The organism is Saccharopolyspora sp. NPDC049426, from assembly GCF_040676935.1.
Classification (GTDB): Bacteria; Actinomycetota; Actinomycetes; order Mycobacteriales; family Pseudonocardiaceae; genus Saccharopolyspora.
In genome coordinates this window covers 78,407-102,261 of sequence record NZ_JBFAPZ010000019.1, presented here as the reverse complement: position 1 = coordinate 102,261, position 23,855 = coordinate 78,407, and the positions used below count along the sequence as shown (strand labels likewise).

Sequence of the window (23,855 nt, the reverse complement as noted above, 5' to 3'; positions counted from 1 at the left end):
CCACGCCGAGAACGCAAGTGAACCCGCTCCCAGCGGAAGTGAACCGAACAATCCTGGTAGCGAGCAGCTCTAAAGGCACCCGTACCCATCAAAGCTGAGCTTCGCGATCAGGGACGCCTGCATTTAACCCGCCGCTTGTGAACTCGGGTCGTCCCCGAGCTGACCTTTGATGCCGGAACGGTGGACCGCGTCAGCTGCGACAGCAAGATCATGCGCGCCACCACGGTCGTACACGTACCTGAGGAACGACAACCGAAGCGCGTAGGCGAACACGGAACCAACCACGCAAATCAGGGTTACACCCAGGACGAAGACGGCAAACACGACACACTCCAGCAGCCCCCGATCGGACGCGAGGCATGTCTGCACGAAGGTCGTTGCGTTCTTGCCGTTATTACCTCCCACTGGTCCGATCTGGGCAGCCAGCCCAGCAGTGGGGTCCCTGTTGAGAAGCCCACTCTACCGGCTCCATTTTTTGGCGGCTTAGCCCACCCCCCACCGCCAGACCTCCGAACCGGTTCGGGGTGATCTTGTGCCGACTGCCCCTTACTTCTTCCTACCTCGACGAAGTTGTCGCCACCGTCGCCCAGCTCGACCGCAAGGCCGAACCCGCGCTCGCCGCACCGATCGCCCGGCACCTCGAGGGCGAGGTCGTCGAACTTGTTGGTCAGCCACTTGATCTTGTCGTTGGCCCGCGCACGCTCCAGCATGATCTTGGAGGCGCGGAACTCCTCGCGGCGGTGGATGATGGTCACCGACTTCGCGAACCGGGTCAAGAAGGTGGCCTCCTCCATCGCCGAGTCACCGCCACCGATGACGGCGATGTCCTGGTCGCGGAAGAAGAACCCGTCGCAGGTGGCGCAGGCGGAAACACCGCGGCCGCGCAGGGTCTCCTCACCCGGGACGCCGAGGTAGCGTGCCGCGGCACCCATCGCGAGGATGACCGCGCGGGCCTTGTGCTCGACCCCGTTGGCGACGACCGTCTTGACCTCACCGGAGAGGTCGATGCGCTCGACGTCCTCGGTGCGCAGCTCCGCGCCGAAGCGCTCGGCCTGCGACCGCATCTGCTCCATCAGGTCGGGACCCATAAACCCGCCCTTGAACCCCGGGTATTCGGAATAGGTGGACGAAGGTGTCGTCAACGTCCTTATACCGCTCACTTGCGATGATGAGCGAAATATCCATATAGGCGTGGTTCTTCCAAGTCGCCACAGTATGATCATGAACATGCCCGAACTGGAGCCAGGCACTCTCTCATCGTGGGTCTCCGCATTAACGGCCCTTATGGCGCTCGCACTAACGTTTCTTACGGTGTTCATTGCCACCAGGCAATACAAAGTCATGAGGAGGCAGTACGAGATCGCGAGGGGGCAATACGAGGTTGCGCTCAATCAGATCCAACATCGAGACGAAAAGGACGACAAGGAGGAAGCAGCAAAGGTCGCAGCATGGCTTAATGTGCATGTCCAGGATGGATTTCCGAAAGTGTTCCTTCACTACGTAAACGACAATAACGTGCCTGTGTTTAACTTTGTAGCCAGCCTGGCACTGCGTCGGACTCGTGCGATTAAAATTCCAGTAGTCGAACCGACCGGTGATGATGTCAAAGTTATTCCGTTTGACGCGGCGTCCGAATGGGCGCGCAACTACATCGAAGCCGAGCTGACGACAGCGCTCAAACCTACCGAAACAACGATGCCACTTCCCCCAGTGGAAGCGGAGCAAGAAAAGGAATCACGGACACTTAGTCACCAGCTGCAATCCACCGGGGTTTTCATCCAGTTTCAGGACACCCGGAACGCAATCTGGCGTCGGGACCCTCGCGGGTTTCTCGACTACGCGGACATTAATACCGATCCAATCTGGAGAAAGATCTTCCTCTGGGAAGATAAGATGTACAGGTCAACGCCTCACTTAGAAGAGAGCGGGATTATTTGCGATATTTTCCATCCAGGCGGAGACGTTAAGGTCGATAGAATGAGCGCCCCCTACCGCAACAACCTGGCCGAGGAATCCAAAGCGAAACCATTGAAAAATAGCAACCACTTTCCACTTACCTAGCAGCGGCGTCCGATGGGGATTCGGCGTTCCGCTGTCGTGCTTCGACGGCGCTGCGGGAGGTGCACTGTGCGGCCTTGCCGCTGACACCGCTGGTCGCGGACCTCCAGAGGCCAGTACGTTGAGACTGAGCCTTTTCCACTTGGGTTCAGCCTGCGTGGATGAGGGTCTGCACCGCGTTGACGAGCAGTGTCGCGTGGTGCGGGCATCCGCGGATACGGCGGAGGATCTTCCAGGTTTTGAGCTGGGCGTTCGCGCGTTCGCCGGGGCCGCGTAGCCGGGCGTGCGCGACGTTGACGGCCTTCTGGTTCGCAGACAGGCGAGGACGGTCATCGAGTGTGTCCTGGCGTGTTCGGCGGCGTTGTGGGAGCTCGACATTCGCGCTTGCGCCGCGATAGGCGCTGTCGGCCACGGCACGGATCCCTGCGGTGTCAAGGGCGTCGATGATGCCGTGGTCTCGGGCCGCGCCCATGTCATGCCGGGCTCCGGGCAGCGCGGGTGAGGCCCAGATCAATCTCCCCGCCGGATCGGCGATGACCTGCACGTTGACCCCGTGTCTCTTGTGTTTTCCTGAGTAATACGGGCGATCCCGGCCGGTGGTCATCCCGACCCGGTCGATGCACAACAACGTGCCGTCGAGGGTGACGAACGCTTTCCGTGCTGCGACGGTGATCGCCTCGTCCAAGCTTCTCGCGCGGGCAGAAAGGACGCCCAGGGCTTCACGGATATAGCGGAACACCGTGGTCACGCCGATACCGAACCCGATCGCCAGGTCCGCGTAAGTTTCACCTTTGCGCAGGTAGGCCAGCACCAACAACGCCTGCTCGCCCGCGTCGAGGCGCCGCCAGCGAGTTCGGCGTGTTCGTCTTTCGTGCCGCAACGCTTCGGCCAGCATGTTCAACGCGCGATTGGACACCGACATCCCCGACGGGTAAGAAAGCACCCTGAAGCTCCTGGTAGTGGCCGAGTTGATCTAGTCAATCCACTCGTCTACCAGGAGCTTCACCCGTCTCCACACTCGGCCTCACCAGCGCCGAGGCCCTAACGAGCCAAGTGGAAAAGGCTCACTGTCGCAGACGGATCAGCAGACCTGGGCGAGTACTCTCCCTTCTGCGCGCAGCGCCCACCCGTCACAACAACGCGAGCTGGCGTTCTCGGTCCCGGTCTGCGTCGGACTGCGGCGGGTCATGCTGCTGAGTCCGGAAGCTCGTCGGCCGCTGCGGTGGCACCACGCCGTGACGCCGTTTGGCCTGCTCGACCAGATCAACAACCTGCCGCTGGTAGGACTTCGACGCATACGCACCGTTGCGGTACAGGCGTTCGTAGAGCGGCAGCAGGTCCGGACGCCGCGCACTCAGCCACTGGTGATACCACTCGCGCGCGCCCGAGCGCAGGTGCAGCACGATCGGTGTCAGGCTCACCGCACCCGCATCGGCGATCGCGGCCACCGTCGCGTCGATCTCCTCCGGCGAATCGCTGAGCCCCGGCAAGATCGGCGCCATCAGCACCGAGCACCCGATACCCGCCTCCGCGAAGCGGCGCACCACGTCCAGCCGCCGCAGGGGCGATGGCGTTCCCGGCTCCACCGCCCGCCACAACCCCTCGTCGACCGACCCGATCGACGTCGCGATCGACACCCGCGCCCGCCGCGCGGCCTGAGCGATCAGGTCCAGGTCACGCAGGATCAAGGTGCCCTTGGTCAGGATCGAGAACGGATTCGCCCGATCCCGCAACGCGGTGATGATCTCCGGCATCAGCCGGTAGCGCCCCTCAGCCCGCTGGTACGGATCGGTATTGGTGCCCATCGCGATCGGCTCACCCGCCCACCGCGGACTCACCAACTCCTTGCGCAACAACGCAGGCGCGTTCACCTTGACCACGATCTTGCTGTCGAAATCACTCCCCGAATCCAGATCCAAGTACGTGTGCGAGGCGCGCGCATAGCAATAAATGCAGGAATGGGTGCAACCCCTGTACGGATTGACCGTCCAACCGAACGGCATCCGAGACACCCCAGGCACACGATTGATGATCGACTTCGCGCGGATCTCGATCGCGTAAGCTCCATCCGTGCCCGCCTCAATCGGCACCGGATCCGGCAGACGCAGCCCCGCGCGCGGACGCTGCTCCGGCGATCCGGAGGCAGCGCGTTCGGGCAAGTCCAAAGGCAGTTCCGGCGAGCCCGCAGCTTCCTCCGGAGGCGTCACCCGCTGACGTTCCCACCGCATGACTCAAGCCCTCATTCCTCGGTAGCTGGCGTCAGTATTGACAGGCGTGCGTGCAGCCTCGGTACGGGTTCACCGTCCAGCGGAACGGCACCTGCGCCTCTCCCGGCACCCGGTTGAGGATCGACTTCGCCTGGATCTCGATGGCGTAGGCGCCCTCGGTCCCGGCCTCGATCGGCACCGGCTCCGGCAACGCCAACCCGGCTCGGCCGCTCCCGCGCGCGACCGGGTCAGGCAGGCCGAGCGGCAGCTCGGCCGCCCGGCCTGCATCAACCCGCTGCTCTTCCCAACGCATGACCTCGATTCGAACACAGATTCGATGATCTGTCGAGTCGTCTCCACCGAGCTCACACGATCGAGCGCACGGTCGCTCCCGGGGTCACGTCCCCGAGAGCAGGACGACCGAGTTGTGGCCTCCCATGCCGAGGGAGGACTTGACCGTGACCCCGTCCTGGACGGGCGTCGGCCCGTCGAGCAGGCGCGGGTGGGCTGCGGACACCGCGGGCGGAGCCGGGATGGTGCCCCGGTCGTAGCCGAGCGCGGTGGCGGCGATCTCCACCGCCGAGGCGGCGCCCTGGCAGTGGCCGACCAGCGGTTTGACCGAGTACAGCTCGGCTTCCGACGGGAACAGCGAGTCGAAGACCACTGCCTCCGCCCGATCGCACTGGGCCGTGCCCGGACCGTGGGCGTTGAGGTAGCGCAGGCTCGACGGTTCCACGCCCGCGTTCTCGATGGCCTCCTCGAAGCAGCGGGTGATGTCGGTCAGGCTCGGGTCGATCGAGGTGACGTGGTGCGCGTCGTGCGACATCGCTCCCCCGAGCACGTGCGCGTAGGACGTGCCGCCGCTCTCCCGCGAGAGGACCATGGCCACCGACGCCTCGCCCATCGCGAAACCTCGGCTGCCCTCCTGGAACGGCCTGCACACCTCGGGCGGTTCCGCGTCGCTGAAGGCGACTCCGAGGCGTTCGAAGTGCAGCACGTTCTCCGGGGTCGCGGACACGTCCGTGGCGACGAAGACGACGTCGTCGACGATCCCCGCGTCGATCCACGCCTTGGCGGTGAGCAGTCCCGCGTTGCCCGACGAGCACATCGCCGAGACGTTCATCGCGGGCCCGTGGAAGCCGAACTCCTGCATCAGCAGCGACATCGGCGTCGACGGCATCAGCCGCAGGTAGTCGCGCGAAGCGAGGTCGCCGCCGTGCCGGAGGTAGAAGTCCCGCCACAGCTCCACTTCTCCGAGCACGACCGCGTGCAGCAGGCCGACCCGCCGCCCTTCGCACCACCCGCGTGCGCGCGCGTCGGCGACCGCTTCGCGGGCCGCGCCGCGCATCGCGCGGCCGAACGTGCTCGGCCCGTCGGAGTCATCGCCGCCGGGCGGGACCGCGGCGATCCACGCGGCCCGGTCACGGCCCTCTCCGTAGCCCTCGGCCAGCGAGGCCGCGTGCTTGCCGCCGAGCAGTCCGTCCCAGAACGGCGCGACGCCCCAGCCGTACCCGGTCACGATTCCAAGACCACGAATGCCTAAGTGCGTTTCCATCTCCATCTCACCTTCGAACGTCATGATCATCACTGATCAGGGTGCTAATCCTGTCCTCGGTGCAGATCGTCGTGATGGGGTGTTCTGCTACGGGCGCGTAACTGAGACCTCGCCGGAGCCCGGGATCTGCAATGCCGTCGTCCGGATCACCGAGGCCGCCCGCGCTCGGCCCGCTGACCCGTGGAATCGGGGCTACGCTTCACGACGTGCTGGTCTACTCGATGAGCGTTTCGGTCGACGGCTACATCGCCGACCGGCGGGGCGAGTTCGCGTGGACGGCCCCGACCGAGGAGCTGTTCGGATTCCACCTCGCGCGAACGCGTGAGCTCGGCGGTTTTCTGTGCGGCCGCAGGCTTTACGAGGCCATGCTGGTGTGGGAGACGGACCCGTCGATGCGCGTCGATGAGCTCCGTTCCGCTTTCGCCGACGTCTGGTCGGCCCTGCCGAAGGTCGTCTTCAGCCGCACGCTCAACAGCGTTGAGGGCAACGCCCGCCTGGCCGGGGGATCGCTGCGCGAGGAGGCCAGCGCGATCGCCGGCTCGACCGATCAGGACGTCGGTATCGGCGGCGCGACTCTGGCGGCCGAAGCCATCGAACTGGGCCTCGTCGACGACCTGCGCCTCTTCCGATATCCGATCATCGTCGGCGGCGGGATCCCGCATCTTCCCCCGGTCGCCGAGGACATCCGGCTGAACCTGGTCGAGTCTCGAACCTTCAACGACGAGGTGGTCTACGAGCGCTACGAGCGCACCGGCCGGAAAACGGCCTGATCCACCGCACGCCGGGGGCAACGGGTTGCTCGCCAACGGCTTTCGCGCATGCACGATGATGTGGTGACGAACGCCCGACAGCGAAGAGAGGGAGACGCTTGCGAGCGAGCAACACCACCCCGCGGCGGAAGATCACGTGGGGACAGCTCAAGGTCGGCGATCTCTGGATCGGCGACCGCCCGGCGAACGAGACGCGAGCGGTCACCGAGGTCACCCCGGCCTCGGACGGAACCGTGACGATCACCTTCGACGACGGAACCGTTCAGACCAACCCGACCGAATTCGAGATCACCATCGCCGTCACCGGCGAGGAATGACCGCGCGGGTCACCGCGATTCGGCGCGCCGTGCCCGATCGGGTCGTGATCCGGTCGGGCTCGACGAGAACTTGGAAGCGGACTTCCAACGCGGCGCACGAGGACGCCCGGCGCCGCACGGACCGGAGGGCGCGCCGAAGAATCGAGGACGAAAGGCCGATCGAAGCGGTCCGAAACGCTCCGCTTCGCCTGCTCCGTTCAGGTCAACCTGGTTGGTCCGATCGCCTGTTTTGAGGCAAGCCTTACCTTGTTTAGCTGGGTGCCAACGACCCAGGACCTCGCCGATCGCGTACCTGGCACCAGGCGATCTCGAAGGTGGTTCCATGTCTCGCTCGAAGCACGCGCCCGGCGGCGTGCGCGCATTCCTGACCTGCTGCGCGGTGTTCGCGCTGGCGCTCGGCGTGGCGGGCTGCGGCCCCGCGCAGGACGCACCGCCGGCTCCGGCCCCGGCGGGCGCGGGTTACCCGGTCAGCATCGAGCACAGGTTCGGCACGACGTCGATCCCGGCGCCGCCGAAGCGGGTCGTGGTCATCGGCACGTCCACCGACGACCTGGACGCCGCCCTGGCGCTCGGCGTCAGCCCCGTGGCCTTCTTCTCCAAGGACACGTCCACGCCCGACGGCCGCTACCCGTGGCTGGCCGGCCGGATGGATCCGGCCAAGACCCAGGTCGTCAGCTCACCGTCGGGCGTGGACCTGGAGAAGGTCATCCGGTTCCAGCCCGACCTGATCCTGGCCACCGGCGACTTCGGTCTCGAGCAGGAGTACCCCGACCTGGCGAAGGTCGCGCCGACCGTCGGCTACCGGGCCGAGTGGGGCAAGCAGACCTGGCAGGAGCACGTCCAGGTCGTCGGCACGGCACTGGGCAAGAAGCCCGATGCCGAGCGCCTCGTCAGCGACACCGAACGCGCGATCGCCGACGTCCGAAACCACTACCCCGGACTCACCGGCAAGACCTTCTCCCTGTCGCTGGCAGCGTCACCGAACGAGGTGTTCACGCTGGTCTCCCCGGAGGACTTCGCGGTCAAGCAGATCGAGCAGCTGGGGATGAAGCTCTCCCCGTCGCTGGCAGGCACCCAGCAGGTCAGCGGGAGCCCGACCGGCAAGCTCGGCGCCGAACAGCTCGACAAGCTCGACGCCGACCTGGTCATCACCGCGTTCCCCAACCCGGCGGCCAGGCAGGCGTTCGAGAGCAACCCGCTCGTGCGCGGGATCCCCGCCGTCAACAACGGCGCCTACGTCACCACCGACATGCAGACCATCACCCAACTCCGCTTCCCCTCGGTGCTGGGCATCCCCTGGGCTCTCGACGAGCTCCGGCCCGCACTCGAAAAGGCCGCGAGCGCACGCTGAAGTCTTTCGCGCCGCGGTGCGGTTTTCGCACGACGTTGTCGGTGGGCCGCCGTACCGTGCTCGCATGCCGGTGCACACGACCAACCACGCGAACACGTTCATCGAGGTAGCCGCGGACTGCCCGGTGGCGCAGGCGGAAGAACCCCCGCTGCGGGCGACTCCGTCGGTGGCCCGCATCCAGTTCGACATGCTCATCGCCGACCCGTACCGGCACACCTCCGACGACGTGGTCTACGAGTCCAACGGACGGCGGCGCGGCCTGAGCCGGGACGAGTTCTTCGCCAAGGGACAACCCTGCCTGCGGGCCTCAGCGCTGACCAAGCGGTACGGCTGGGGCGTGCACAGCGACGCCGAGGGACGCATCGCGCTGGTCCCGGCGGGATCGGACCGGTACCGCGAACTCGCCGCCGACCCCGAGCTCCAGCACGTCAGCGCCATGCGCTCCAGCCGGGGCTGAATTCCGCGGCCACGTGGTGCCGATGCTGGCCGACGAGCTCGAACGGTGAGCGCGTCGCCGGCCCGGTCCGCCGGGCCGGCGACGCTCGGGCTCACCTCTGCAACGCGTCCGAGATCGACTGGGAGATCGGGGTCGTGGGACGGCCGATGAGGCGGGCGAGGTCGCCGCTGCCGCCCTGGAGCAGGCCCTTGGCGATGGCCGAGACGTCCACGTCGACGAGGACGTCGGCGAACGCGTCCGGGACACCCGCACCGGTGAGGATGGCCTTGAGGGCGTCCGGCGGGACGTCGGTGTAGGCGACGTCCTGGCCCGACTGGCGGGAGAGCTCCGCCGCGTACTCCGCGAGCGTGAAAGCTCGGTCGCCGCTGAGCTCGTAGCTGCGGTTCTCGTGCCCCGAGCCGGTCAGGACCGCGATCGCCGCGTCCGCGTAGTCCTCGCGGGTCGCCGAGCCGATCTTGCCGTCACCGGCGCTGCCGACGACGCCGTGCTCCAGCTGGGTCGGGATCTGGGCGGTGTAGTTCTCGCTGTACCAGCCGTTGCGCAGGAACGTCCAGGTCAGGCCCGAGTCGAGGATGGCCTGCTCGGTGCCCTTGTGGTCGTCGGCGAGCGCGAAGTCCGCGTTCGGGCCGCCGAGCACGCCCGTGTAGACGAGCCTGGCCACGCCCGCTTCCTTCGCCGCGTCGATCACCGCCTGGTGCTGCGGGAGCCGCCTGCCCGCGTCGGGGCTGGAGATCAGCAGGACGACGTCGCCGTCGTTGAACACCTCGCTGAAGGTGTCCGGCGTGTCGTAGTCGGCGATGCGCAGCTCGACACCGCGCGCGGCCAGCGGAGCCGCTTTGGCGGCGTCGCGGACCACCGCGGCGACCTGGTCGGCGGGAACCTCGCGCAACAGCCCCTCCACGACGAGCGAGCCGAGCTGTCCAGTGGCTCCGGTGACGACGATGCTCATGTCCATGTCCTCCAGCAATGTGTGCGTGCGCTTTGGACTCACCGTATCGGCGGCACTAACTTCTGGTTAGTACCCACTTCGAGGTAAGGTAGTGGCATGCCGGTAAGCAACGAGGTCACCGCCATCGAACAGCCGAATGTGAATGCGGCCACCTGTCCCTCGCGCAGCGTTCTCGAGCACATCACGAGCCGCTGGGGCGTGCTCGTCCTCGCCGCCCTGTTGGAGGATGGCCGACGGTTCAGCGAACTGCGCCGCATCATCGGCGGGGTCAGCGAGAAGATGCTGGCCCAGACGCTGCAGGCCCTCGAACGAGACGGCTTCGTGCACCGCGAGGCCCACCCGGTGATCCCCCCGCGAGTGGACTACTCGCTGACCGAGGTGGGTGAGCAGGCCGCGCGGCTGGTGTCCGGTCTGGCCCGGTGGTCGGAAGCCCACGTGGCCGACGTGCTGGCCTCGCGGGAGGAGTACGACAACCGGACGTGAGCCGACGGGGTCCTGGAAGCCGCAGGACCGACACGCATAATTGCCGGGTGACCGAGCCACCCGAGATTCCCGGACGTCGGCCTCGCCATCGGCAGCCGGGACAGCCCGCGTGGCAGCCGCCTCCACAGCAACCCGGCCGCCGGCCGCCCCAGCCGCCCCGGGAGAACCAGCCGCCACGGGAGAACCCACCTCACCGCGAGAACCAGCCTCCCCGCGAAGCCCATCCTCCCCGGGAGAACCAGCCTCCCCAGGACGGTCGGCCACCTCGGCAAGCGCCACCGCAGCGCCCGGACCCGCAGCGCACCCGCCCGCCGCGCCCGCAGCCCGCTCCCCCACCGCCGGAGGAACCCCGCTCCCACCGACGCCGCGAAGAACCCGCCGGCCATGGACACGGACACGGCCCGGCCGCCCCGGCGTCGACGCACGTCAAGCGGCTGCTGGCGTTCCTGCTCATCCCGTTCGCCCTGGCCGCGGTCGTCGGGGTCTTCGTGCTCTACCCGTGGGGCCACGACCAGAAGACCGGCGCCGACCTCGGATTCGGGCAGTCCCCGGTCAACGGCGAGGTCATCTCCGCCGGAGCCACCTCGTGCAGCGAGGGCGAAGCCGGTCAGGGCTGCGTCCAGCTCGCCGTGAAGATGCAGGACGGGCCGCGACCGAACCAGACCATCGAGCAGGTCGTGCCCACCGACCCGGGCAGCCCGCGCTTCGCCGTCGGCGACCAGGTGGTGCTCTCCTACGCCGGGGAGAACCCCGACGACCCGACGTCGTTCCAGGTCGTGGACTTCCAGCGCGGGATGCCGCTGACGCTGCTGGCGCTGGTGTTCGCCGCCGCCGTGCTCGTGCTCGGGCGCTGGCAGGGTCTGGCCGCGCTCGTCGGTCTCGGCCTGAGCCTGGTGATGCTGGTCGGATTCGTGCTCCCCGCGATCCTCGCCGGTGAAGATCCGCTGCTGGTGGCGGTCGTCGGCGCCGGGCTGATCATGTTCGTCGTGCTGTACCTGACGCACGGGTTCTCCGCGCGGACCTCCACCGCCGTGCTCGGCACCCTGCTGAGCCTGGCGCTCATCGGCGTCCTCAGCACCGCCTTCTCCGCCGCCACCAGCCTGACCGGGCTGGACGAGAACACCTCCAGCCTGATCGGGGCGCTGGGCGCACCCATCGACGCGCGCGGACTGCTGCTGGCCGGCATCGTCATCGGCGCGCTCGGCGTCCTCGACGACGTCACCGTCACCCAGACCAGCGCCGTGTGGGAGCTGCGAGCGGCCAACCCGACGTTGTCCTGGCGGCAGCTCTACGGGGCGGGCTTGCGCATCGGTCGCGACCACGTCTCGTCTGCGGTCAACACGCTGGTGCTGGCATACGCGGGTGCCGCGCTGCCGATGCTGCTGGCCTACACCCTCTCCGGCCGCACCTTCGGCGAGATCGTCAGCTCGCAGGCCGTCGCGCAGGAGGTCGTGCGCACCCTCGTCGGCAGCGTCGGACTGGTCGCGGCGGTGCCCATCACGACCGCCATCGCCGCGCTGGTGGCCGTCCAGGAACCCGCCGAACAGCCTGGCGACGAGGGTGCCGCGCGGGCGAAGAAGCGGCGACGTCCGGGTAAAACCGATGGCAGGTAGGGCTGCGCGGTGCGGCCGACCTGCCGCAGACTGGCGGACATGCCCACGCCGTTACCCGATCTCGGCAGCGTCCTGGACGTCCCCGGCCGCCTGCTCGGCGGCCTGACGTCCCTCGCCGGAGCGGTGCTCCGCGAGACGACGGCCGTGCTCGCCGCGATCCACGCCCTGCCCCGCCTGGTGGTCGCGCTGGAGCGGATCGGACCGCTGTCCGACACCCTCGCCGAGACGCGGGACGCGCTGCGCGAGCTCGCCGACGGCGCGAACGACCTGGGTCCGACGGCCGACCAGCTGCGATTCCTGCACGAGCAGGTCGTTCAGCTCGCCTGCGACCTCCGCGTCATCGAACCGGACGTGGAAACCCTCACCAAGACCACGGCCCAGCTCGACCAAACGGCCCAGCTGCTCATCGCAGCCCTCAACCGCGCCTGAACGTCACCTCGTCGAGGTGGCGGATTCGAATTTCGCGCGAAATTCGACCGCGAACTTCGCGCCTCAAATTTCGCGCGAAATTCGAATCCCCGGTGTCAGAGGGTGGCGACGAACTTGGAGACCGCCTCCGGCTGGAGGCGTTGGGCCATGCGGCCCTGAGGCGCGAGGGACGCGAGCTGGTAGAGCGGCCGGTTCGGCGGGGCCTCTCCCCTGGCTTCCGCGCGGAGCTGGGCGATGACCAGCTGGGAGAGCACCAGGCCGCGGGTGTCCTCGTTGCCCGCCAGCGCGTCGGCGAGGCGGCGCAGCGCGTAGACGCCGAGCTCGCGGCCACCGGTCCCGGCGTACATGGCCAGCGAGACGCTGATCGCCTTGCCCTTGGGCGCACCACCGATGAGCACGTTGATGGTGCGGGCACCGCGCAGATCGGTGACGAACAGGTCCAGCCGCGTCGCCTTGTGCACGTCCACCACCCGGCTGCCCAGGGCGCGGGCCACGACCTCGTGCCCGCGCAGCGTGATGGTCTTGCGCGACTCGGTCCAGGCCAGCAGCAGCAGCGGAACCGCGACGATCACCAGCGTGGTCACGAACCCGACCGGCCCGGCGAACAGGCTGACGATGCCGCCGAACGCGGCGGCCACGATGACCGCCGCGATCGCCACGTTGCGGGCCCGGACCCGCACGGTGCGCCGGTCCAGCAGATCCAGCGGCACCGCCTCGACTTCGCTCATCGGCTCTCCGCGACCGCCGCACGCACGTCGTCGACCAACGACTCCAGCGACACCGCGCGCTGCTCACCGGTGGCCAGCTCCTTGAGCTGCGCGCTGCCGGACTCCAGGTCGCGCTCGCCCAGCACCAGCGCGAAGCGGGCACCCGAGCGGTCGGCGGCCTTCATCGCGCCCTTGAGGCCCTTGCCGCCGTAGGCGATGTCGACCCGCACGCCGTGCGCGCGCAGCCCGCCGGTGGCGGCGACCAGCTTGCGCTTGGCCGCCTCGCCCATCGGCACGCAGTAGACGTCGCACCGCGACTGGTCACCGACCGACAGCCCCTCGGCCTGGCAGGCCAGCAGCGTGCGGTCCACGCCGAGGCCGAAACCGATGCCGGACAGCTCCTGGCCGCCCAGCTCGGCCATCAGCCCGTCGTAGCGGCCACCGCCACCGATGCCGGACTGCGCGCCGAGCCCGTCGTGGACGAACTCGAAGGTCGTCTTGGTGTAGTAGTCCAGGCCGCGGACCAGTCGCGGGTTCTCCACGAACTCCACGCCCAAGTCCACCAGGTGCGCCTTGACCGACTCGTAGTGCTCCTCGGCCTCTGCCGAGAGGTGGTCGACCATCAGCGGCGCGTCGGCGACCATCTCGCGGACCTCGGGGCGCTTGTCGTCGAGCACCCGCAGCGGGTTGAGCTCGGCGCGTCGCTGCGTGTCCTCGTCCAGCGGCAGTCCGCGCAGGAACTCCTGCAGCTTGGCGCGGTAGGTGGGACGGCAGGTGGCGTCGCCCAGCGAGGTCAGCTCGATGCGGTGCCCGGTCAGGCCCAGCCGCCGGTAACCCTCGTCGGCGATCGCGATGACCTCGGCGTCCAGCGCCGGGTCGTCAATGCCGATGGCCTCCACACCGACCTGCTGCAGCTGCCGGTAGCGGCCGGCCTGCGGACGCTCGTAGCGGAAGAACGCGCCGCTGTAGTACAGCTTCACCGGCAGCTGGCCCCGGTCGAGGCCGTTCTCGATGACCGAGCGCATCACGCCGGCCGTGCCCTCCGGGCGCAGCGTCACCGAACGCCCACCGCGGTCGGCGAAGGTGTACATCTCCTTGCTGACCACGTCGGTCGACTCACCGACACCGCGCGCGAACAGCGCGGTCTCCTCGAACAGCGGCAGCTCGACGTAGCCGTACCCGGCGCGACGCGCGGCGTCGGCCAGGGTCTCGCGCACCGCGAGGAAGCCCGCCGATTCCGGCGGGAAGTACTCCGGGATGCCCTTGGGGGCGTTGAACGTGCTCATCAGGTTTGCGATTCGTCCTCGTCAGTGGGCGTCGGAGGCGGGCAGTTCCTGCAGGAACGGGTTGCCCGCGCGCTCGCGCCCGATGGTGGTGGTCGGTCCGTGGCCCGGCAGCACGACGGTCTCGTCGTCCAGCGGCAGCACCTGGGTGCTCAGCGACTCGAGCATCTCGCCGTGGTCGCCACCGGGCAGATCGGTGCGTCCGATGGCGCCGGCGAAGAGGGTGTCGCCGGACAGCAGCAGCCGCCCGCCCTCCTCGGTGCCGACGCCGAACAGCACCGACCCGCCGGTATGGCCCGGGGTGTGCGTGACGTCGAAGCGCAGCCCCGCCAGCTCCAACACGTCGCCGTCGGCGATCTCGCGGACATCAGCGGGCTCCTCGCCGCTGATGCCGTCGCCGAAGAGCTGGCGGCCCGCGGGCCCCAGCGCCGCGCCCGGGTCGGCGAGCATGAACCGGTCGACGGGGTGGATGTGGGCGGGCACGTCGTGCTCGGCGCAGATCTGCGCGGCCGAGAGCACGTGGTCGAAGTGCCCGTGCGTCAGCAGCACGGCGGCAGGCGTGAGCCGGTGCTTGGCCAGCTGCTCGTTCAACGGCTCGACGGCGTCCTGACCGGGGTCGATGACGATGCAGGCTTCGCCCTCACCGCGCGCCAGCACGTAGCAGTTCGCCTGCAGCGGACCTACCGGGAAGCCGAGGACAAGCACGTCAGAAGGGCCTTTCGTCGAGGATGCGCAGCCGAATGGCAACCCTAGATTATCGTCCGCCGCCGATCCGCCTGCGCACACCGGCATGGGCTCTCAGGAAGCGGTCCCGGGGCACCTCATAAACTCCGCTGCACAACATCAGATCATGGAGTGCGGGGAGGGGAGCAAGTGCCCAGCAACGAGCAGCGTCGTCAGGCGGCCAAACGGAAGCTCGAACGCCAGATGCAGCGCCGTGAAGAGCAGGCCAAGCGACGCCGGGTGATCACCATCGGGGCGACGATCGTGGTGGTCATCGCGATCGTGGTTGGCGTCTTCTACTTCAGCCGCAGCGGTGGCGAGCCCGCGGCCCAGCAGCAGCCGCCGCAGCCGCAGGTCAACATCCCGACCGAGCTGGCTCCGCCGCCGGCCCGCCCGGCCCCGCTGGCCGACCCCGTCTCGTGCGCCTACCGCCCGGACGGCCAGGCGAGCAAGCCGGTGCAGCCGCCGGCCAACGGCGAGGTGTCCTCGAAGGGCACCGTGCAGGCCACCATCGAGACCAACCAGGGCAACATCCCGCTGACCCTGGACCGCTCGCTGGCCCCCTGCACCGTGAACAGCTTCATCAGCCTGGCCAAGCAGTCGTTCTACGAGGGCACCAACTGCCACCGGATCAGCACCGAGGGCCTGCAGATGCTGCAGTGCGGTGACCCGACCGGGCAGGGCTCCGGCGGTCCCGGCTACGCCTTCGACGACGAGACGTTCCCGGAGCTGAAGTACGGCCGCGGCTACCTGGCGATGGCGAACTCGGGCCCGAACACCAACGGCAGCCAGTTCTTCATGGTCTTCGGCGACGCCCAGCTCTCGCCGGACTACACCGTCTTCGGCACGATCTCGCCCGAGGGCCTGAAGATCATCGACGACGTCGCCCGCGCGGGCCACGACGGCGCCTTCGACTCCTCCGCCGGCGGCGGCCACCCGCACAAGCAGGTCACCTTCAACAAGGTCAACGTCCAGGCCTGACCCAGACCCTGCGAGGACCTCACGCGAAGAGGGGCACCGTTCCACCCGGAACGGTGCCCCTCTTCACTGCGTTGACCGGATTTCAGTGGAAATCGGGAACCGGAGTTCCACTGAAATCCGGTCAGGGGAGGTGAGACCGCTGCTTCCCGGGACACCACGCCCGGTCCCGGTCAGGTCCGGTGGTCCCGGTCGGATCTGGTGGGTCCGGTCGGGCAGGGTCAGGTGGCTGAGGTGACTCGGTAGACGTCGTAGACGCCTTCGATGTTGCGGACCGCCTTGAGGACGTGGCCGAGGTGCTTGGGGTCGCCCATCTCGAAGGAGAACCGGCTGACCGCCACGCGGTCCTTCGAGGTGGTGACCGAGGCCGAGAGGATGTTGACGCGCTCGTCGGCGAGGACCTTGGTGACGTCGGAGAGCAGGCGGTGCCGGTCGAGGGCCTCGACCTGGATGGCGACCAGGAACACCGAGGACGACGACGGCGCCCAGTGCACCTCCACCAGGCGTTCCGGTGTCTTGCGCAGGTCGTCGGCGTTGGTGCAGTCGGTGCGGTGCACGCTGACCCACCCGCCGCGGGTGACGAAGCCCAGGATCTCGTCGCCGGGAACCGGGGTGCAGCAGCGGGCGAGCTTCGCCCACACGTCGCCGGCGTCCTTGACCACCACGCCGGAATCGCCGCTGCTGCGCCGCTTTCCGCCACCCTCCAAGGTGGACGGCGTCGAGCGCTCGGCGATCTGGTCGGCGGCCTGCTCGGGTCCGCCGATGTGCGCCACCAGCTGCTGCACGAGGTGCTGCGCGGAGAGCTGCTTCTCCCCCACCGCGGCGTAGAGCGCGGTGACGTCGACGTAGTGCAGCTCGCGGGCGACGGCGCCCAGCGCCTCGGCGGAGACCAGGCGCTGCACCGGGAGTCCGAGCCGCCGGATCTCCTTGGTGATCAACTCCTTGCCGGACTCGATGGCCTCTTCGCGGCGCTCCTTGGCGAACCACTGCTTGATCTTGGCCTTCGCGCGCGGCGAGGCGACGAACGACAGCCAGTCGCGGCTCGGGCCGGACCCCTCCGCCTTGGAGGTGAAGATCTCGACGACCTCGCCGTTCTCCAGCTTGCGCTCCAGCGCCACCAGCCGGCCGTTGACCCGCGAGCCGATGCAGCGGTGCCCGACCTCGGTGTGCACGGCGTAGGCGAAGTCGACCGGCGTCGAGCCGGACGGCAGCGTGATCACATCGCCCTTGGGCGTGAAGACGAAGATCTCGCGGGTGGCCAGGTCGTAGCGCAGCGACTCCAGGAACTCGCCCGGGTCGGCGGCCTCGCGCTGCCAGTCCAGCAGCTGGCGCATCCAGGCCATCTCGTCGACCTCGACGCCGCCGCCGCTGTTGCGGCCCTTGGTCTCCTTGTATCGCCAGTGCGCGGCGATGCCGTACTCGGCGGTCCGGTGCATCTCGCGGGTGCGGATCTGCACTTCGAGGGGCTTGCCCTCCGGGCCGATGACCGTGGTGTGCAGCGACTGGTAGACGCCGAAGCGCGGCTGGGCGATGTAGTCCTTGAACCGGCCGGGCATGGGCTGCCACAGCGCGTGCACGACGCCCATCGCCGCGTAGCAGTCGCGGATCTCGTCGACCAGGATCCGCACGCCCACCAGGTCGTGGATGTCGTCGAAGTCGCGGCCCCGGACGATCATCTTCTGGTGGATCGAGTAGTAGTGCTTGGGCCTGCCCTCGACCTTCGCGGCCAGCCGGGCGGCGTCGAGCTGCGTGGACAGCTCGTCGATCACGGTCCGCAGGTAGGTGTCGCGCGAGGGGGCGCGGTTGGCGACCAGGCGCACGATCTCGTCGTACTTCTTGGGCTGCAGGATGGCGAAGGCCAGGTCCTCCAGCTCCCACTTGATCGTGGCCATCCCGAGCCGGTGCGCCAGCGGCGCGAGCACTTCGAGGGTCTCGCGGGCCTTGCGCGCCTGCTTCTCCGGCGGCAGGAAGCGCATGGTGCGCATGTTGTGCAGCCGGTCCGACAGCTTGATCACCAGCACCCGCGGGTCCCGGGCCATCGCGATGATCATCTTGCGGATCGTCTCGGCCTCGGCGGCCGCGCCCAGCTTGACCTTGTCGAGCTTGGTGACGCCGTCGACCAGGTGGGCGACCTCGTCACCGAAGTCGGAGCCGAGCCGCTCCAGCGAGTAGTCGGTGTCCTCGACGGTGTCGTGCAGCAGCCCGGCGACCAGCGTGGTGGTGTCCATGCCGAGCTCGGCCAGGATCGTGGCCACGGCCAGCGGGTGGGTGATGTAGGGGTCACCGGATTTGCGCTTCTGGCTGCGGTGCTTCTCCTCGGCGACGTCGTAGGCGCGCTGCAGCAGCGTCAGGTCGGCTTGCGGGTGCAGTTCGCGGTGGACGACGGCCAGCGGTTCGAGGACCTGCTTGACCTGGGCGGCGCGCTGGGCGGTGATCCTCCTCGCCAGTCTGGCGCGGACTCGGCGCGTGGCCGAGGTCGCACGCGGCTCGGCAACCGGATCGGTTGCCGAGGCAGGAGAATCAACGTGGTGGCTCACCGCACGCTCCCGGGCTCAGGCGTTGCTTAGTCCCAGGTCCGGGGGACCCGGACACTGAGAATAACGCCGACGGGTCAACGACCCATCCCTGGTGTGGCGGTTGATACGCCCAACGGTCACCTTCTGCAGTCGAGATGACCGTGGGAATTCAGCCGAACCGATCACCGTCCGTTGTGACGCTGCTGGTTGGCAGCGTCCGGATCAGGATCGCAGCAGGGCTCGGACGTGCTCGTCGACAGTCTTGTCCCGGCCTTCCAGGGCGGTGAGCTCCATCACGACCGTGGCCGCGGTCACCTCGGCACCCGCCTGGCGGATCAGCCGGCACGCGGCACCCAGGGTGCCACCGGTGGCGAGCACGTCGTCCACGACCAGGACCCGCTGTCCGGCACTCAGCGTGTCGGCGGGCAGCTCCAGCGTCGCGTGGCCGTACTCCAGCTCGTAGGAGATGCGGTCGGCGACCTCCGGCAGCTTGCCGGGCTTGCGCAGGCCGATCACACCGGTGCCGAACGCCTGGGCGACGGCGGCGCCGAGCAGGAAACCGCGAGCCTCCACGCCGGCGACGAGGTCGAACTCCAAGCCCCGGCCCAGCGCGTCGGTGATGGCCCGCAACGCCGCCGGATCGGCGAGCATCGGGCTGATGTCGCGGAACAGCACGCCCGGCTCCGGGAAGTCGGGGACCTCCCGGATCAGCCGGACAGCGCTCTTGAGGGCGACGTCGTCGCCGTCCACCACTTCGACGCCCGCGGTGACTTCCTCGGGCATCAACGGCGTCGCTTTCCGCTGGGCCGCGCGGCCTTGCCCGCCGGGCGCGCCGCGGGCTGCTGCCGCGTCGCACCGGCCGTGACCGGTCGCTTGGGCTCCTCCGGGACCTCCTCGCCCGCCTCGCGGGCGGCGGACTTGGCCCGGCGCTGCTCGACCTTCTTGGCGTGCGAGCGGTACTTCGACTCGCGCATCTTCAGGTCCACCAGCAGCGGCGTGGCCAGGTAGATCGAGGAGACGACGCCGGCGATCATGCCGACCATCTGCACCAGCGCCAGGTCGCGCAGCACGCCGACGCCGAGCAGTCCGGCACCGACCACGAGCAGGCCGAGCACCGGCAGCAACGCGATGACCGAGGTGTTGATCGAGCGCATCAGCGTCTGGTTGACCGCCAGGTTCGCCGCCTCCGGGTAGGTGCGGCGGGTCATGCTCAGCAGACCGCGGGTGTTCTCCTTGACCTTGTCGAAGACCACCACCGTGTCGTACAGCGAGAACCCGAGGATCGTCAGCAGACCGATCACGGTGCTCGGCGTGACCTCGAAGCCCACCAGCGAGTAGATGCCGGCGGTGACCACGACGTCGTGCAGCAGCGCGACGAGCGCCGCGACCGCCATCCACCTCTCGAAGTAGAACGCCAGGAAGATCGTCACCAGCACGAGGAACACGCCGAGCGCGAGCAGCGCCTGGGTGGTGATCTCCCCGCCCCAGGTGCCGGAGACCGCGCTGTCGCTGATCACCTGCTGGCTGGGCTTGCCCGTCCCGTCCAGCGGCTGGGTCTGGTTGAAGATCTCCTGCTTGACCTCGAGGACCTGGTCCACCGTCAGCGACGAGGACCTGATCTGAATGCTCTGGTTCCCACCGGCACCCACGACCTGGACCGTCTCGGCCGGGTGCCCGACCGCGTCGCTGAACGCGGACTGCACCGCGTCGGTCTCGATCGGGCCCTGGGCGCCGACCGCGGGCATGGCGATCTTGGTGCCGCCCTCGAAGTCGATGCCGAGGTTGAACCCCTTGAACCCGATCGCGCCGATGCACACCAGCACCAGGAGACCGAGCGCGATGTACCAGCGGGAACGCTTGCCGACGATGTCGAAGGCACCGGTACCGGTGTAGAGCCGGTGGAAGACGCTCTCGCGCTTCTGGGCCCCTTCGGTGTCAGGAGTCGTCACCTTCACGCCTCCTTGGAGGTGGTCGCGGCGGCCTTGCGCGCGGCGCGGTTCCGGTTGCCGATGCGCTGCACGGCACCCAGCCCGGAGACCGACGGCTTGGACAGGAACTTGTTCTTCGAGGCGAGCGCCACCAGCGGGTGGGTGACCAGGAAGACCACCACGAGGTCGAGCACCGTGGACATGCCCAGGGTGAACGCGAAGCCCTTCACCTGGCCGACGGCCAGCACGTAGAGCACCGCGGCGGCGAGGAAGCTGACCGCGTCGGCGGACAGGATCGTGCGCCGCGCCCGGACCCACGCCCGGGGCACCGAGGAGCGGAAGGTGCGACCCTCGCGGATCTCGTCCTTGAGCCTCTCGAAGAACACGATGAACGAGTCGGCGGTGATGCCGATGGCCACGATGAACCCGGCGACACCGGCCAGGTCCAAGGTGAACCCGATCCACCGCCCGAGCAGCACCAGCACCCCGTAGACCACGCCACCGGACAGCACCAGCGACAGCACGGTCAGGATGCCCAGCAGCCGGTAGTAGGCCAGGCAGTACACGGCCACCAGCAGCAGGCCGATGCCACCGGCGATCAGACCGGCTTCCAGCGAGGCGATGCCCAGCGTCGCCGAAACCGTCTCGGCCTCGGACTGGTCGAAGGCCAGCGGCAGCGAGCCGTACTTGAGGATGTTGGCCAGGTCCGTGGCGGACTGCTGGTTGAACTGGCCGCTGATGCTGGCGTTGCCGCCCAGCAGCGGCTCGTTGATCGACGGTGCGGAGACGACCTCGCCGTCCAGCACGAACGCGGCCTGCTGGCCGACGTTGGCCGAGGTGAAGTCGGCCCAGGTCTTGGCACCGCCCGACTTGAAGTTCAGGCTGACCGACCAGCCCGGGCTGCCACCCTGCGGGTTCGGCGGCTGGGCCATCGAGTCGGCGATCTCCTTGCCCTCCAGGAAGACCGGCTCAAGGATGTACTTGGCCGTGCCCTCCCGGTCGCAGGAGACCAGCGGCAGCGCCGGGTCCTCGTTGCCGCGCAGCGGGTCCTCGGCCTTGCAGTCCAGCGCTTGCGCGGCCTGCATCAGCACGTTCGGATCGGTGCTCTGCCGCGTCGCCTTCGCGGCTTCGATCGCCTGGGTCGAGTCGCCTGGAGGCTGCGCCTGCTGCGGCGTCGTCGGTGCCGGGGGCTGGGTGGCGGGGAGCTGCTGGGCGACCTTGCGGAAGTTCAGCTCCGCGGTCTGCCCGAGCTGCTTGGCCTCTTCACCGCCCTCACCAGGCACGGTGATGATCAGGTTCGACCCGTCGAGGGCCACCTCGGAGCCGCCGATGCCCATGCCGTTGACGCGGGTCTCGATGATCTGCCGCGCCTGGTCCAGCGATTCCTTGCTGGGAGGCTGCCCGTCCGGGGTGCGCGCGGTCAGCGTGACCCGCGTTCCTCCCTGCAGGTCGATGCCCAGTTTCGGGTTGGGCTTGCCATCACCGGTGAAGAACACCAGTGCGTACAGCGCCATCACGATCAGCGCGAAGATCGCGAGATAACGCCCTGGGCGCAGCTGCCCGGCCGGAGGTGCCACGGTGCGTCGGTCTCCTGTTCAGGGTCAGTTCGGATGCGCGACCCGGCCGGGGCCGAGAGCGCGAGCGGCGAGCGGTTCCGCCCTCGACAACGTACCGCCGGTTGTACCGGGTTCCGCCGTTCGATGCGATCTTGTGGCGGTCTTCGCCACCACCGACCGCCACTTTCCGTCATCCAGTCTCGCAGGCCCGGACCGGGCCGCGACTACATGGGGTGGCCGAACGGCAGCGACGCGGGCCCGGAGTGGTTCGGCTCCGATGCCCGCGTCGCGATGACGGCGCGTTGTCCCCCGGCGGGCGCCCGTCGTGCGGCACCCGTCACCGGTGTCGACCAGGCGCGTCAGCTGGTCTTCTGCTTCTCCGTCGACTCGGCGGCCTCGGTCTCGGCCTTGTCCTCGACCTTGGTCTCCTCGGTCGCGGACTCCTCGGCGGGGGCCTCGACGGCCGGGGCCTCGGCGTCCTCGGTCTCGACCTTCTCGCGGACGGCCTGACGCACCCAGGTAGTGGTCATGCCCGGAGCGATCTCGATGTCGATGGTGTCATCGCTGGTCGACACGACGGTGCCGAAGACGCCCGAGGTCGTCATCACCCGGTCGCCCGCGGTGATCGAGTTCTGCAGCTTCTGCTGCTCGGCCATCGCGCGCTTCTGCTTGCGGGCCTGCAGGAACAACGGCACCGCCAGCAGGACGATCAACAGCGGCAGGATCAGGGATTGGAGTTGCATCATGCTCCGTTCAGCGGGCGCACGACAGGACCAACCAACGAGTCCGCGCCCGGTTTGTTCGGATGTTCTAGCCCCAGTCTGCCAGGTCAACGAAAGTGCCAGGTTGACGCGTGGCATTCAGCTGGTCCGCCGCTACCGTAACGGCGGATTGTCACCATTGGGTCACTCCGCGAAAAGGGAGGGTGGACCCTCTCCGGGAGCGTTCGCCGGAGGCGTCATGCCCAGGTGGAACCAGGCGGCGGCGGTGGCCACCCGGCCTCGCGGGGTGCGGGCCAGCATTCCGGCTCTGACCAGGTACGGCTCGCACACCTCCTCGACGGTGGTGGGCTCCTCGCCGACCGCGACCGCGAGCGTGGAGATGCCCACCGGACCACCGTGGAACGACTTGATCAGCGCCCGCAGCACCGCCCGGTCCAGGCGGTCCAGGCCCATCTCGTCGACGTCGTAGACCTCCAGCGCGGCGCGCGCGACCTCGCGGGTCACCGCACCGTCGGCGCGGACCTCGGCGTAGTCGCGGACCCGGCGCAGCAGCCGGTTGGCGATGCGCGGCGTGCCCCGGGAGCGGCCGGCGATCTCCGCCGCGCCGTCGTCGCGCAGGTCCACGCCCAGGATCCCCGCCGAGCGGCGAACCACCTGATCGAGTTCGTCGGAGGTGTAGAACTCCATGTGCGCGGTGAAGCCGAACCGGTCCCGCAGCGGGCCCGTCAGCGCTCCGGAGCGGGTGGTGGCCCCGACCAGCGTGAACGGCGCGAGTTCGAGCGGGATGCTCGTCGCGCCCGGACCCTTGCCGACGACGATGTCGACGCGGAAGTCCTCCATCGCCAGGTAGAGCATCTCCTCGGCGGGGCGGGCGATCCGGTGGATCTCGTCGATGAACAGCACGTCGCCCTCGGAGAGGTTGGACAGCATCGCCGCGAGATCACCGGGCTTCTCCAGCGCGGGCCCGGAGGTGACGCGGATGGCCGAGCCCAGCTCCGCGGCGATGATCATCGACAGGCTGGTCTTGCCCAAGCCGGGAGGACCGGAGAACAGCACGTGATCGGGCTGGTCGCCGCGTCGCAGGGCGCCGTGCAGGACCAGTTCGAGCTGTTCGCGCACGCGCGCCTGCCCGACGAACTCGCTGAGCTTGCGCGGGCGCAGCGTCATCTCGACGTCGCCCTCGCCGTCGTCCTCGTGCGGGGCGAGCGAGACCGCGTCCTCGGGTGCCGACCAGTCCTCTTCCTCGTGCATCG

General features: G+C 68.6%; 23 protein-coding genes and 1 pseudogene. 9 read left to right on the top strand and 15 right to left on the bottom strand.

Annotated elements, in window-relative coordinates; genetic code table 11:
* Positions 1–671 precede the first annotated feature (671 nt).
* Positions 672–1,319: pseudogene (locus tag AB0J78_RS30610) on the bottom strand (FAD-dependent oxidoreductase); the annotation flags it as partial.
* Between AB0J78_RS30610 and AB0J78_RS30605 the strand changes: the two are divergent.
* Entirely contained in the window at positions 1,228–2,061 is an 834-nt protein-coding gene (locus AB0J78_RS30605; protein WP_363795088.1) for a hypothetical protein, read from the top strand. The pseudogene AB0J78_RS30610 and the gene AB0J78_RS30605 sit on opposite strands and share 92 nt — an antisense overlap.
* A 145-nt stretch (positions 2,062–2,206) precedes the next feature.
* Here the strand turns inward: AB0J78_RS30605 and AB0J78_RS30600 are convergent, their stop codons facing one another.
* The 4 genes from AB0J78_RS30600 to AB0J78_RS30585 form a co-directional block, all read right to left on the bottom strand.
* The gene (locus AB0J78_RS30600) at positions 2,207–3,001 is read right to left on the bottom strand and encodes a transposase family protein (protein WP_363795045.1); all 795 of its coding nucleotides are present in this window, start codon (positions 2,999–3,001) and stop codon (positions 2,207–2,209) included.
* 187 nt (positions 3,002–3,188) lie between these two features.
* Positions 3,189–4,265: an Rv2578c family radical SAM protein gene (locus tag AB0J78_RS30595; RefSeq protein ID WP_363795043.1), complete on the bottom strand. Its 1,077-nt coding sequence runs from the start codon at positions 4,263–4,265 to the stop codon at positions 3,189–3,191.
* A 52-nt stretch (positions 4,266–4,317) separates the two neighbouring features.
* A complete protein-coding gene (locus AB0J78_RS30590) occupies positions 4,318–4,578 on the bottom strand; it encodes a hypothetical protein (protein ID WP_363795041.1) in 261 nt (86 codons plus the stop codon).
* Positions 4,579–4,662: 84 nt separating this feature from the next.
* Positions 4,663–5,826, bottom strand: a complete 1,164-nt coding sequence (locus AB0J78_RS30585) for a beta-ketoacyl synthase N-terminal-like domain-containing protein (protein ID WP_363795086.1) — start codon at positions 5,824–5,826, stop codon at positions 4,663–4,665.
* Between the two features lie 200 nt (positions 5,827–6,026).
* Here AB0J78_RS30585 and AB0J78_RS30580 point away from each other — a divergent pair, with 200 nt between their 5' ends.
* From AB0J78_RS30580 to AB0J78_RS30565, 4 genes are all read left to right on the top strand, one after another.
* Positions 6,027–6,590, top strand: a complete 564-nt coding sequence (locus AB0J78_RS30580; RefSeq protein ID WP_363795039.1) for a dihydrofolate reductase family protein — start codon at positions 6,027–6,029, stop codon at positions 6,588–6,590.
* A gap of 98 nt (positions 6,591–6,688) precedes the next feature.
* Positions 6,689–6,907 carry a hypothetical protein gene (locus tag AB0J78_RS30575; RefSeq protein ID WP_363795037.1) on the top strand — a complete coding sequence of 73 codons (219 nt, stop codon included), beginning with the start codon at positions 6,689–6,691 and terminating at the stop codon, positions 6,905–6,907.
* A 322-nt stretch (positions 6,908–7,229) separates the two neighbouring features.
* Positions 7,230–8,258: an ABC transporter substrate-binding protein gene (locus tag AB0J78_RS30570; protein WP_363795035.1), complete on the top strand. Its 1,029-nt coding sequence runs from the start codon at positions 7,230–7,232 to the stop codon at positions 8,256–8,258.
* 64 nt (positions 8,259–8,322) lie between these two features.
* Complete coding sequence (locus AB0J78_RS30565; RefSeq protein WP_363795033.1) at positions 8,323–8,715, top strand: DUF6157 family protein; 393 nt, start codon at positions 8,323–8,325, stop codon at positions 8,713–8,715.
* A 91-nt stretch (positions 8,716–8,806) separates the two neighbouring features.
* Here the strand turns inward: AB0J78_RS30565 and AB0J78_RS30560 are convergent, their stop codons facing one another.
* Positions 8,807–9,664: an SDR family oxidoreductase gene (locus AB0J78_RS30560; RefSeq protein ID WP_363795031.1), complete on the bottom strand. Its 858-nt coding sequence runs from the start codon at positions 9,662–9,664 to the stop codon at positions 8,807–8,809.
* 96 nt (positions 9,665–9,760) lie between these two features.
* On the opposite strand from AB0J78_RS30560, the gene AB0J78_RS30555 reads away from it, so the two are divergent.
* Genes AB0J78_RS30555 through AB0J78_RS30545 form a run of 3 tightly spaced genes read left to right on the top strand, consistent with a single transcriptional unit; the run spans position 9,761 to position 12,189 of the window.
* Complete coding sequence (locus tag AB0J78_RS30555; protein WP_363795029.1) at positions 9,761–10,147, top strand: helix-turn-helix domain-containing protein; 387 nt, start codon at positions 9,761–9,763, stop codon at positions 10,145–10,147.
* Between the two features lie 47 nt (positions 10,148–10,194).
* A complete protein-coding gene (locus AB0J78_RS30550; protein WP_363795027.1) occupies positions 10,195–11,760 on the top strand; it encodes a YibE/F family protein in 1,566 nt (521 codons plus the stop codon).
* Positions 11,761–11,799: 39 nt separating this feature from the next.
* A complete protein-coding gene (locus tag AB0J78_RS30545; protein ID WP_363795025.1) occupies positions 11,800–12,189 on the top strand; it encodes a hypothetical protein in 390 nt (129 codons plus the stop codon).
* 95 nt (positions 12,190–12,284) lie between these two features.
* Here AB0J78_RS30545 and AB0J78_RS30540 read toward each other — a convergent pair whose 3' ends face one another.
* The 3 genes from AB0J78_RS30540 to AB0J78_RS30530 are packed head-to-tail and all read right to left on the bottom strand — an operon-like array spanning position 12,285 to position 14,884.
* Positions 12,285–12,917 carry a hypothetical protein gene (locus tag AB0J78_RS30540; RefSeq protein ID WP_363795023.1) on the bottom strand — a complete coding sequence of 211 codons (633 nt, stop codon included), beginning with the start codon at positions 12,915–12,917 and terminating at the stop codon, positions 12,285–12,287.
* Positions 12,914–14,182 carry a histidine--tRNA ligase gene (gene hisS / locus AB0J78_RS30535; protein ID WP_363795021.1) on the bottom strand — a complete coding sequence of 423 codons (1,269 nt, stop codon included), beginning with the start codon at positions 14,180–14,182 and terminating at the stop codon, positions 12,914–12,916. The genes AB0J78_RS30540 and hisS overlap by 4 nt, the downstream gene beginning before the upstream one ends.
* A gap of 21 nt (positions 14,183–14,203) precedes the next feature.
* The gene (locus AB0J78_RS30530) at positions 14,204–14,884 is read right to left on the bottom strand and encodes an MBL fold metallo-hydrolase (RefSeq protein ID WP_363795019.1); all 681 of its coding nucleotides are present in this window, start codon (positions 14,882–14,884) and stop codon (positions 14,204–14,206) included.
* 168 nt (positions 14,885–15,052) lie between these two features.
* On the opposite strand from AB0J78_RS30530, the gene AB0J78_RS30525 reads away from it, so the two are divergent.
* Positions 15,053–15,883, top strand: a complete 831-nt coding sequence (locus AB0J78_RS30525) for a peptidylprolyl isomerase (protein WP_363795017.1) — start codon at positions 15,053–15,055, stop codon at positions 15,881–15,883.
* Positions 15,884–16,101: 218 nt separating this feature from the next.
* Here the strand turns inward: AB0J78_RS30525 and AB0J78_RS30520 are convergent, their stop codons facing one another.
* The 6 genes from AB0J78_RS30520 to ruvB all read right to left on the bottom strand — a co-directional run bounded on the left by AB0J78_RS30520 (position 16,102) and on the right by ruvB (position 23,853).
* Positions 16,102–18,417, bottom strand: coding sequence for a bifunctional (p)ppGpp synthetase/guanosine-3',5'-bis(diphosphate) 3'-pyrophosphohydrolase (locus AB0J78_RS30520; protein ID WP_363795015.1), 2,316 nt, complete (start codon positions 18,415–18,417; stop codon positions 16,102–16,104).
* 201 nt (positions 18,418–18,618) lie between these two features.
* Complete coding sequence (locus AB0J78_RS30515) at positions 18,619–19,179, bottom strand: adenine phosphoribosyltransferase (protein WP_363795013.1); 561 nt, start codon at positions 19,177–19,179, stop codon at positions 18,619–18,621.
* Entirely contained in the window at positions 19,179–20,351 is a 1,173-nt protein-coding gene (gene secF, locus AB0J78_RS30510) for a protein translocase subunit SecF (RefSeq protein ID WP_363795011.1), read from the bottom strand. The genes AB0J78_RS30515 and secF overlap by 1 nt, the downstream gene beginning before the upstream one ends.
* Positions 20,348–21,901: a protein translocase subunit SecD gene (gene secD / locus AB0J78_RS30505; RefSeq protein WP_363795009.1), complete on the bottom strand. Its 1,554-nt coding sequence runs from the start codon at positions 21,899–21,901 to the stop codon at positions 20,348–20,350. The genes secF and secD overlap by 4 nt, the downstream gene beginning before the upstream one ends.
* A gap of 338 nt (positions 21,902–22,239) precedes the next feature.
* Positions 22,240–22,623 (bottom strand): preprotein translocase subunit YajC, encoded by a 384-nt coding sequence (gene yajC, locus AB0J78_RS30500; protein WP_363795007.1) that lies wholly within the window; start codon positions 22,621–22,623, stop codon positions 22,240–22,242.
* Between the two features lie 162 nt (positions 22,624–22,785).
* Positions 22,786–23,853 (bottom strand): Holliday junction branch migration DNA helicase RuvB, encoded by a 1,068-nt coding sequence (gene ruvB / locus AB0J78_RS30495; protein ID WP_363795006.1) that lies wholly within the window; start codon positions 23,851–23,853, stop codon positions 22,786–22,788.
* Positions 23,854–23,855 lie beyond the last annotated feature (2 nt).

Bases quoted from the DNA above. Each gene is read 5' to 3' on its own strand.
- ruvB (WP_363795006.1), bottom strand. From the start codon at position 23,853: ATGCACGAGGAAGAGGACTGGTCGGCACCCGAGGACGCGGTCTCGCTC.
- AB0J78_RS30570 (WP_363795035.1), top strand. From the start codon at position 7,230: ATGTCTCGCTCGAAGCACGCGCCCGGCGGCGTGCGCGCATTCCTGACC.
- AB0J78_RS30585 (WP_363795086.1), bottom strand. From the start codon at position 5,826: ATGGAGATGGAAACGCACTTAGGCATTCGTGGTCTTGGAATCGTGACC.
- AB0J78_RS30590 (WP_363795041.1), bottom strand. From the start codon at position 4,578: ATGCGTTGGGAAGAGCAGCGGGTTGATGCAGGCCGGGCGGCCGAGCTG.
- AB0J78_RS30565 (WP_363795033.1), top strand. From the start codon at position 8,323: ATGCCGGTGCACACGACCAACCACGCGAACACGTTCATCGAGGTAGCC.
- yajC (WP_363795007.1), bottom strand. From the start codon at position 22,623: ATGCAACTCCAATCCCTGATCCTGCCGCTGTTGATCGTCCTGCTGGCG.
- hisS (WP_363795021.1), bottom strand. From the start codon at position 14,182: ATGAGCACGTTCAACGCCCCCAAGGGCATCCCGGAGTACTTCCCGCCG.
- AB0J78_RS30555 (WP_363795029.1), top strand. From the start codon at position 9,761: ATGCCGGTAAGCAACGAGGTCACCGCCATCGAACAGCCGAATGTGAAT.
- AB0J78_RS30605 (WP_363795088.1), top strand. From the start codon at position 1,228: ATGCCCGAACTGGAGCCAGGCACTCTCTCATCGTGGGTCTCCGCATTA.
- AB0J78_RS30560 (WP_363795031.1), bottom strand. From the start codon at position 9,664: ATGAGCATCGTCGTCACCGGAGCCACTGGACAGCTCGGCTCGCTCGTC.
- AB0J78_RS30545 (WP_363795025.1), top strand. From the start codon at position 11,800: ATGCCCACGCCGTTACCCGATCTCGGCAGCGTCCTGGACGTCCCCGGC.
- AB0J78_RS30540 (WP_363795023.1), bottom strand. From the start codon at position 12,917: ATGAGCGAAGTCGAGGCGGTGCCGCTGGATCTGCTGGACCGGCGCACC.
- AB0J78_RS30515 (WP_363795013.1), bottom strand. From the start codon at position 19,179: ATGCCCGAGGAAGTCACCGCGGGCGTCGAAGTGGTGGACGGCGACGAC.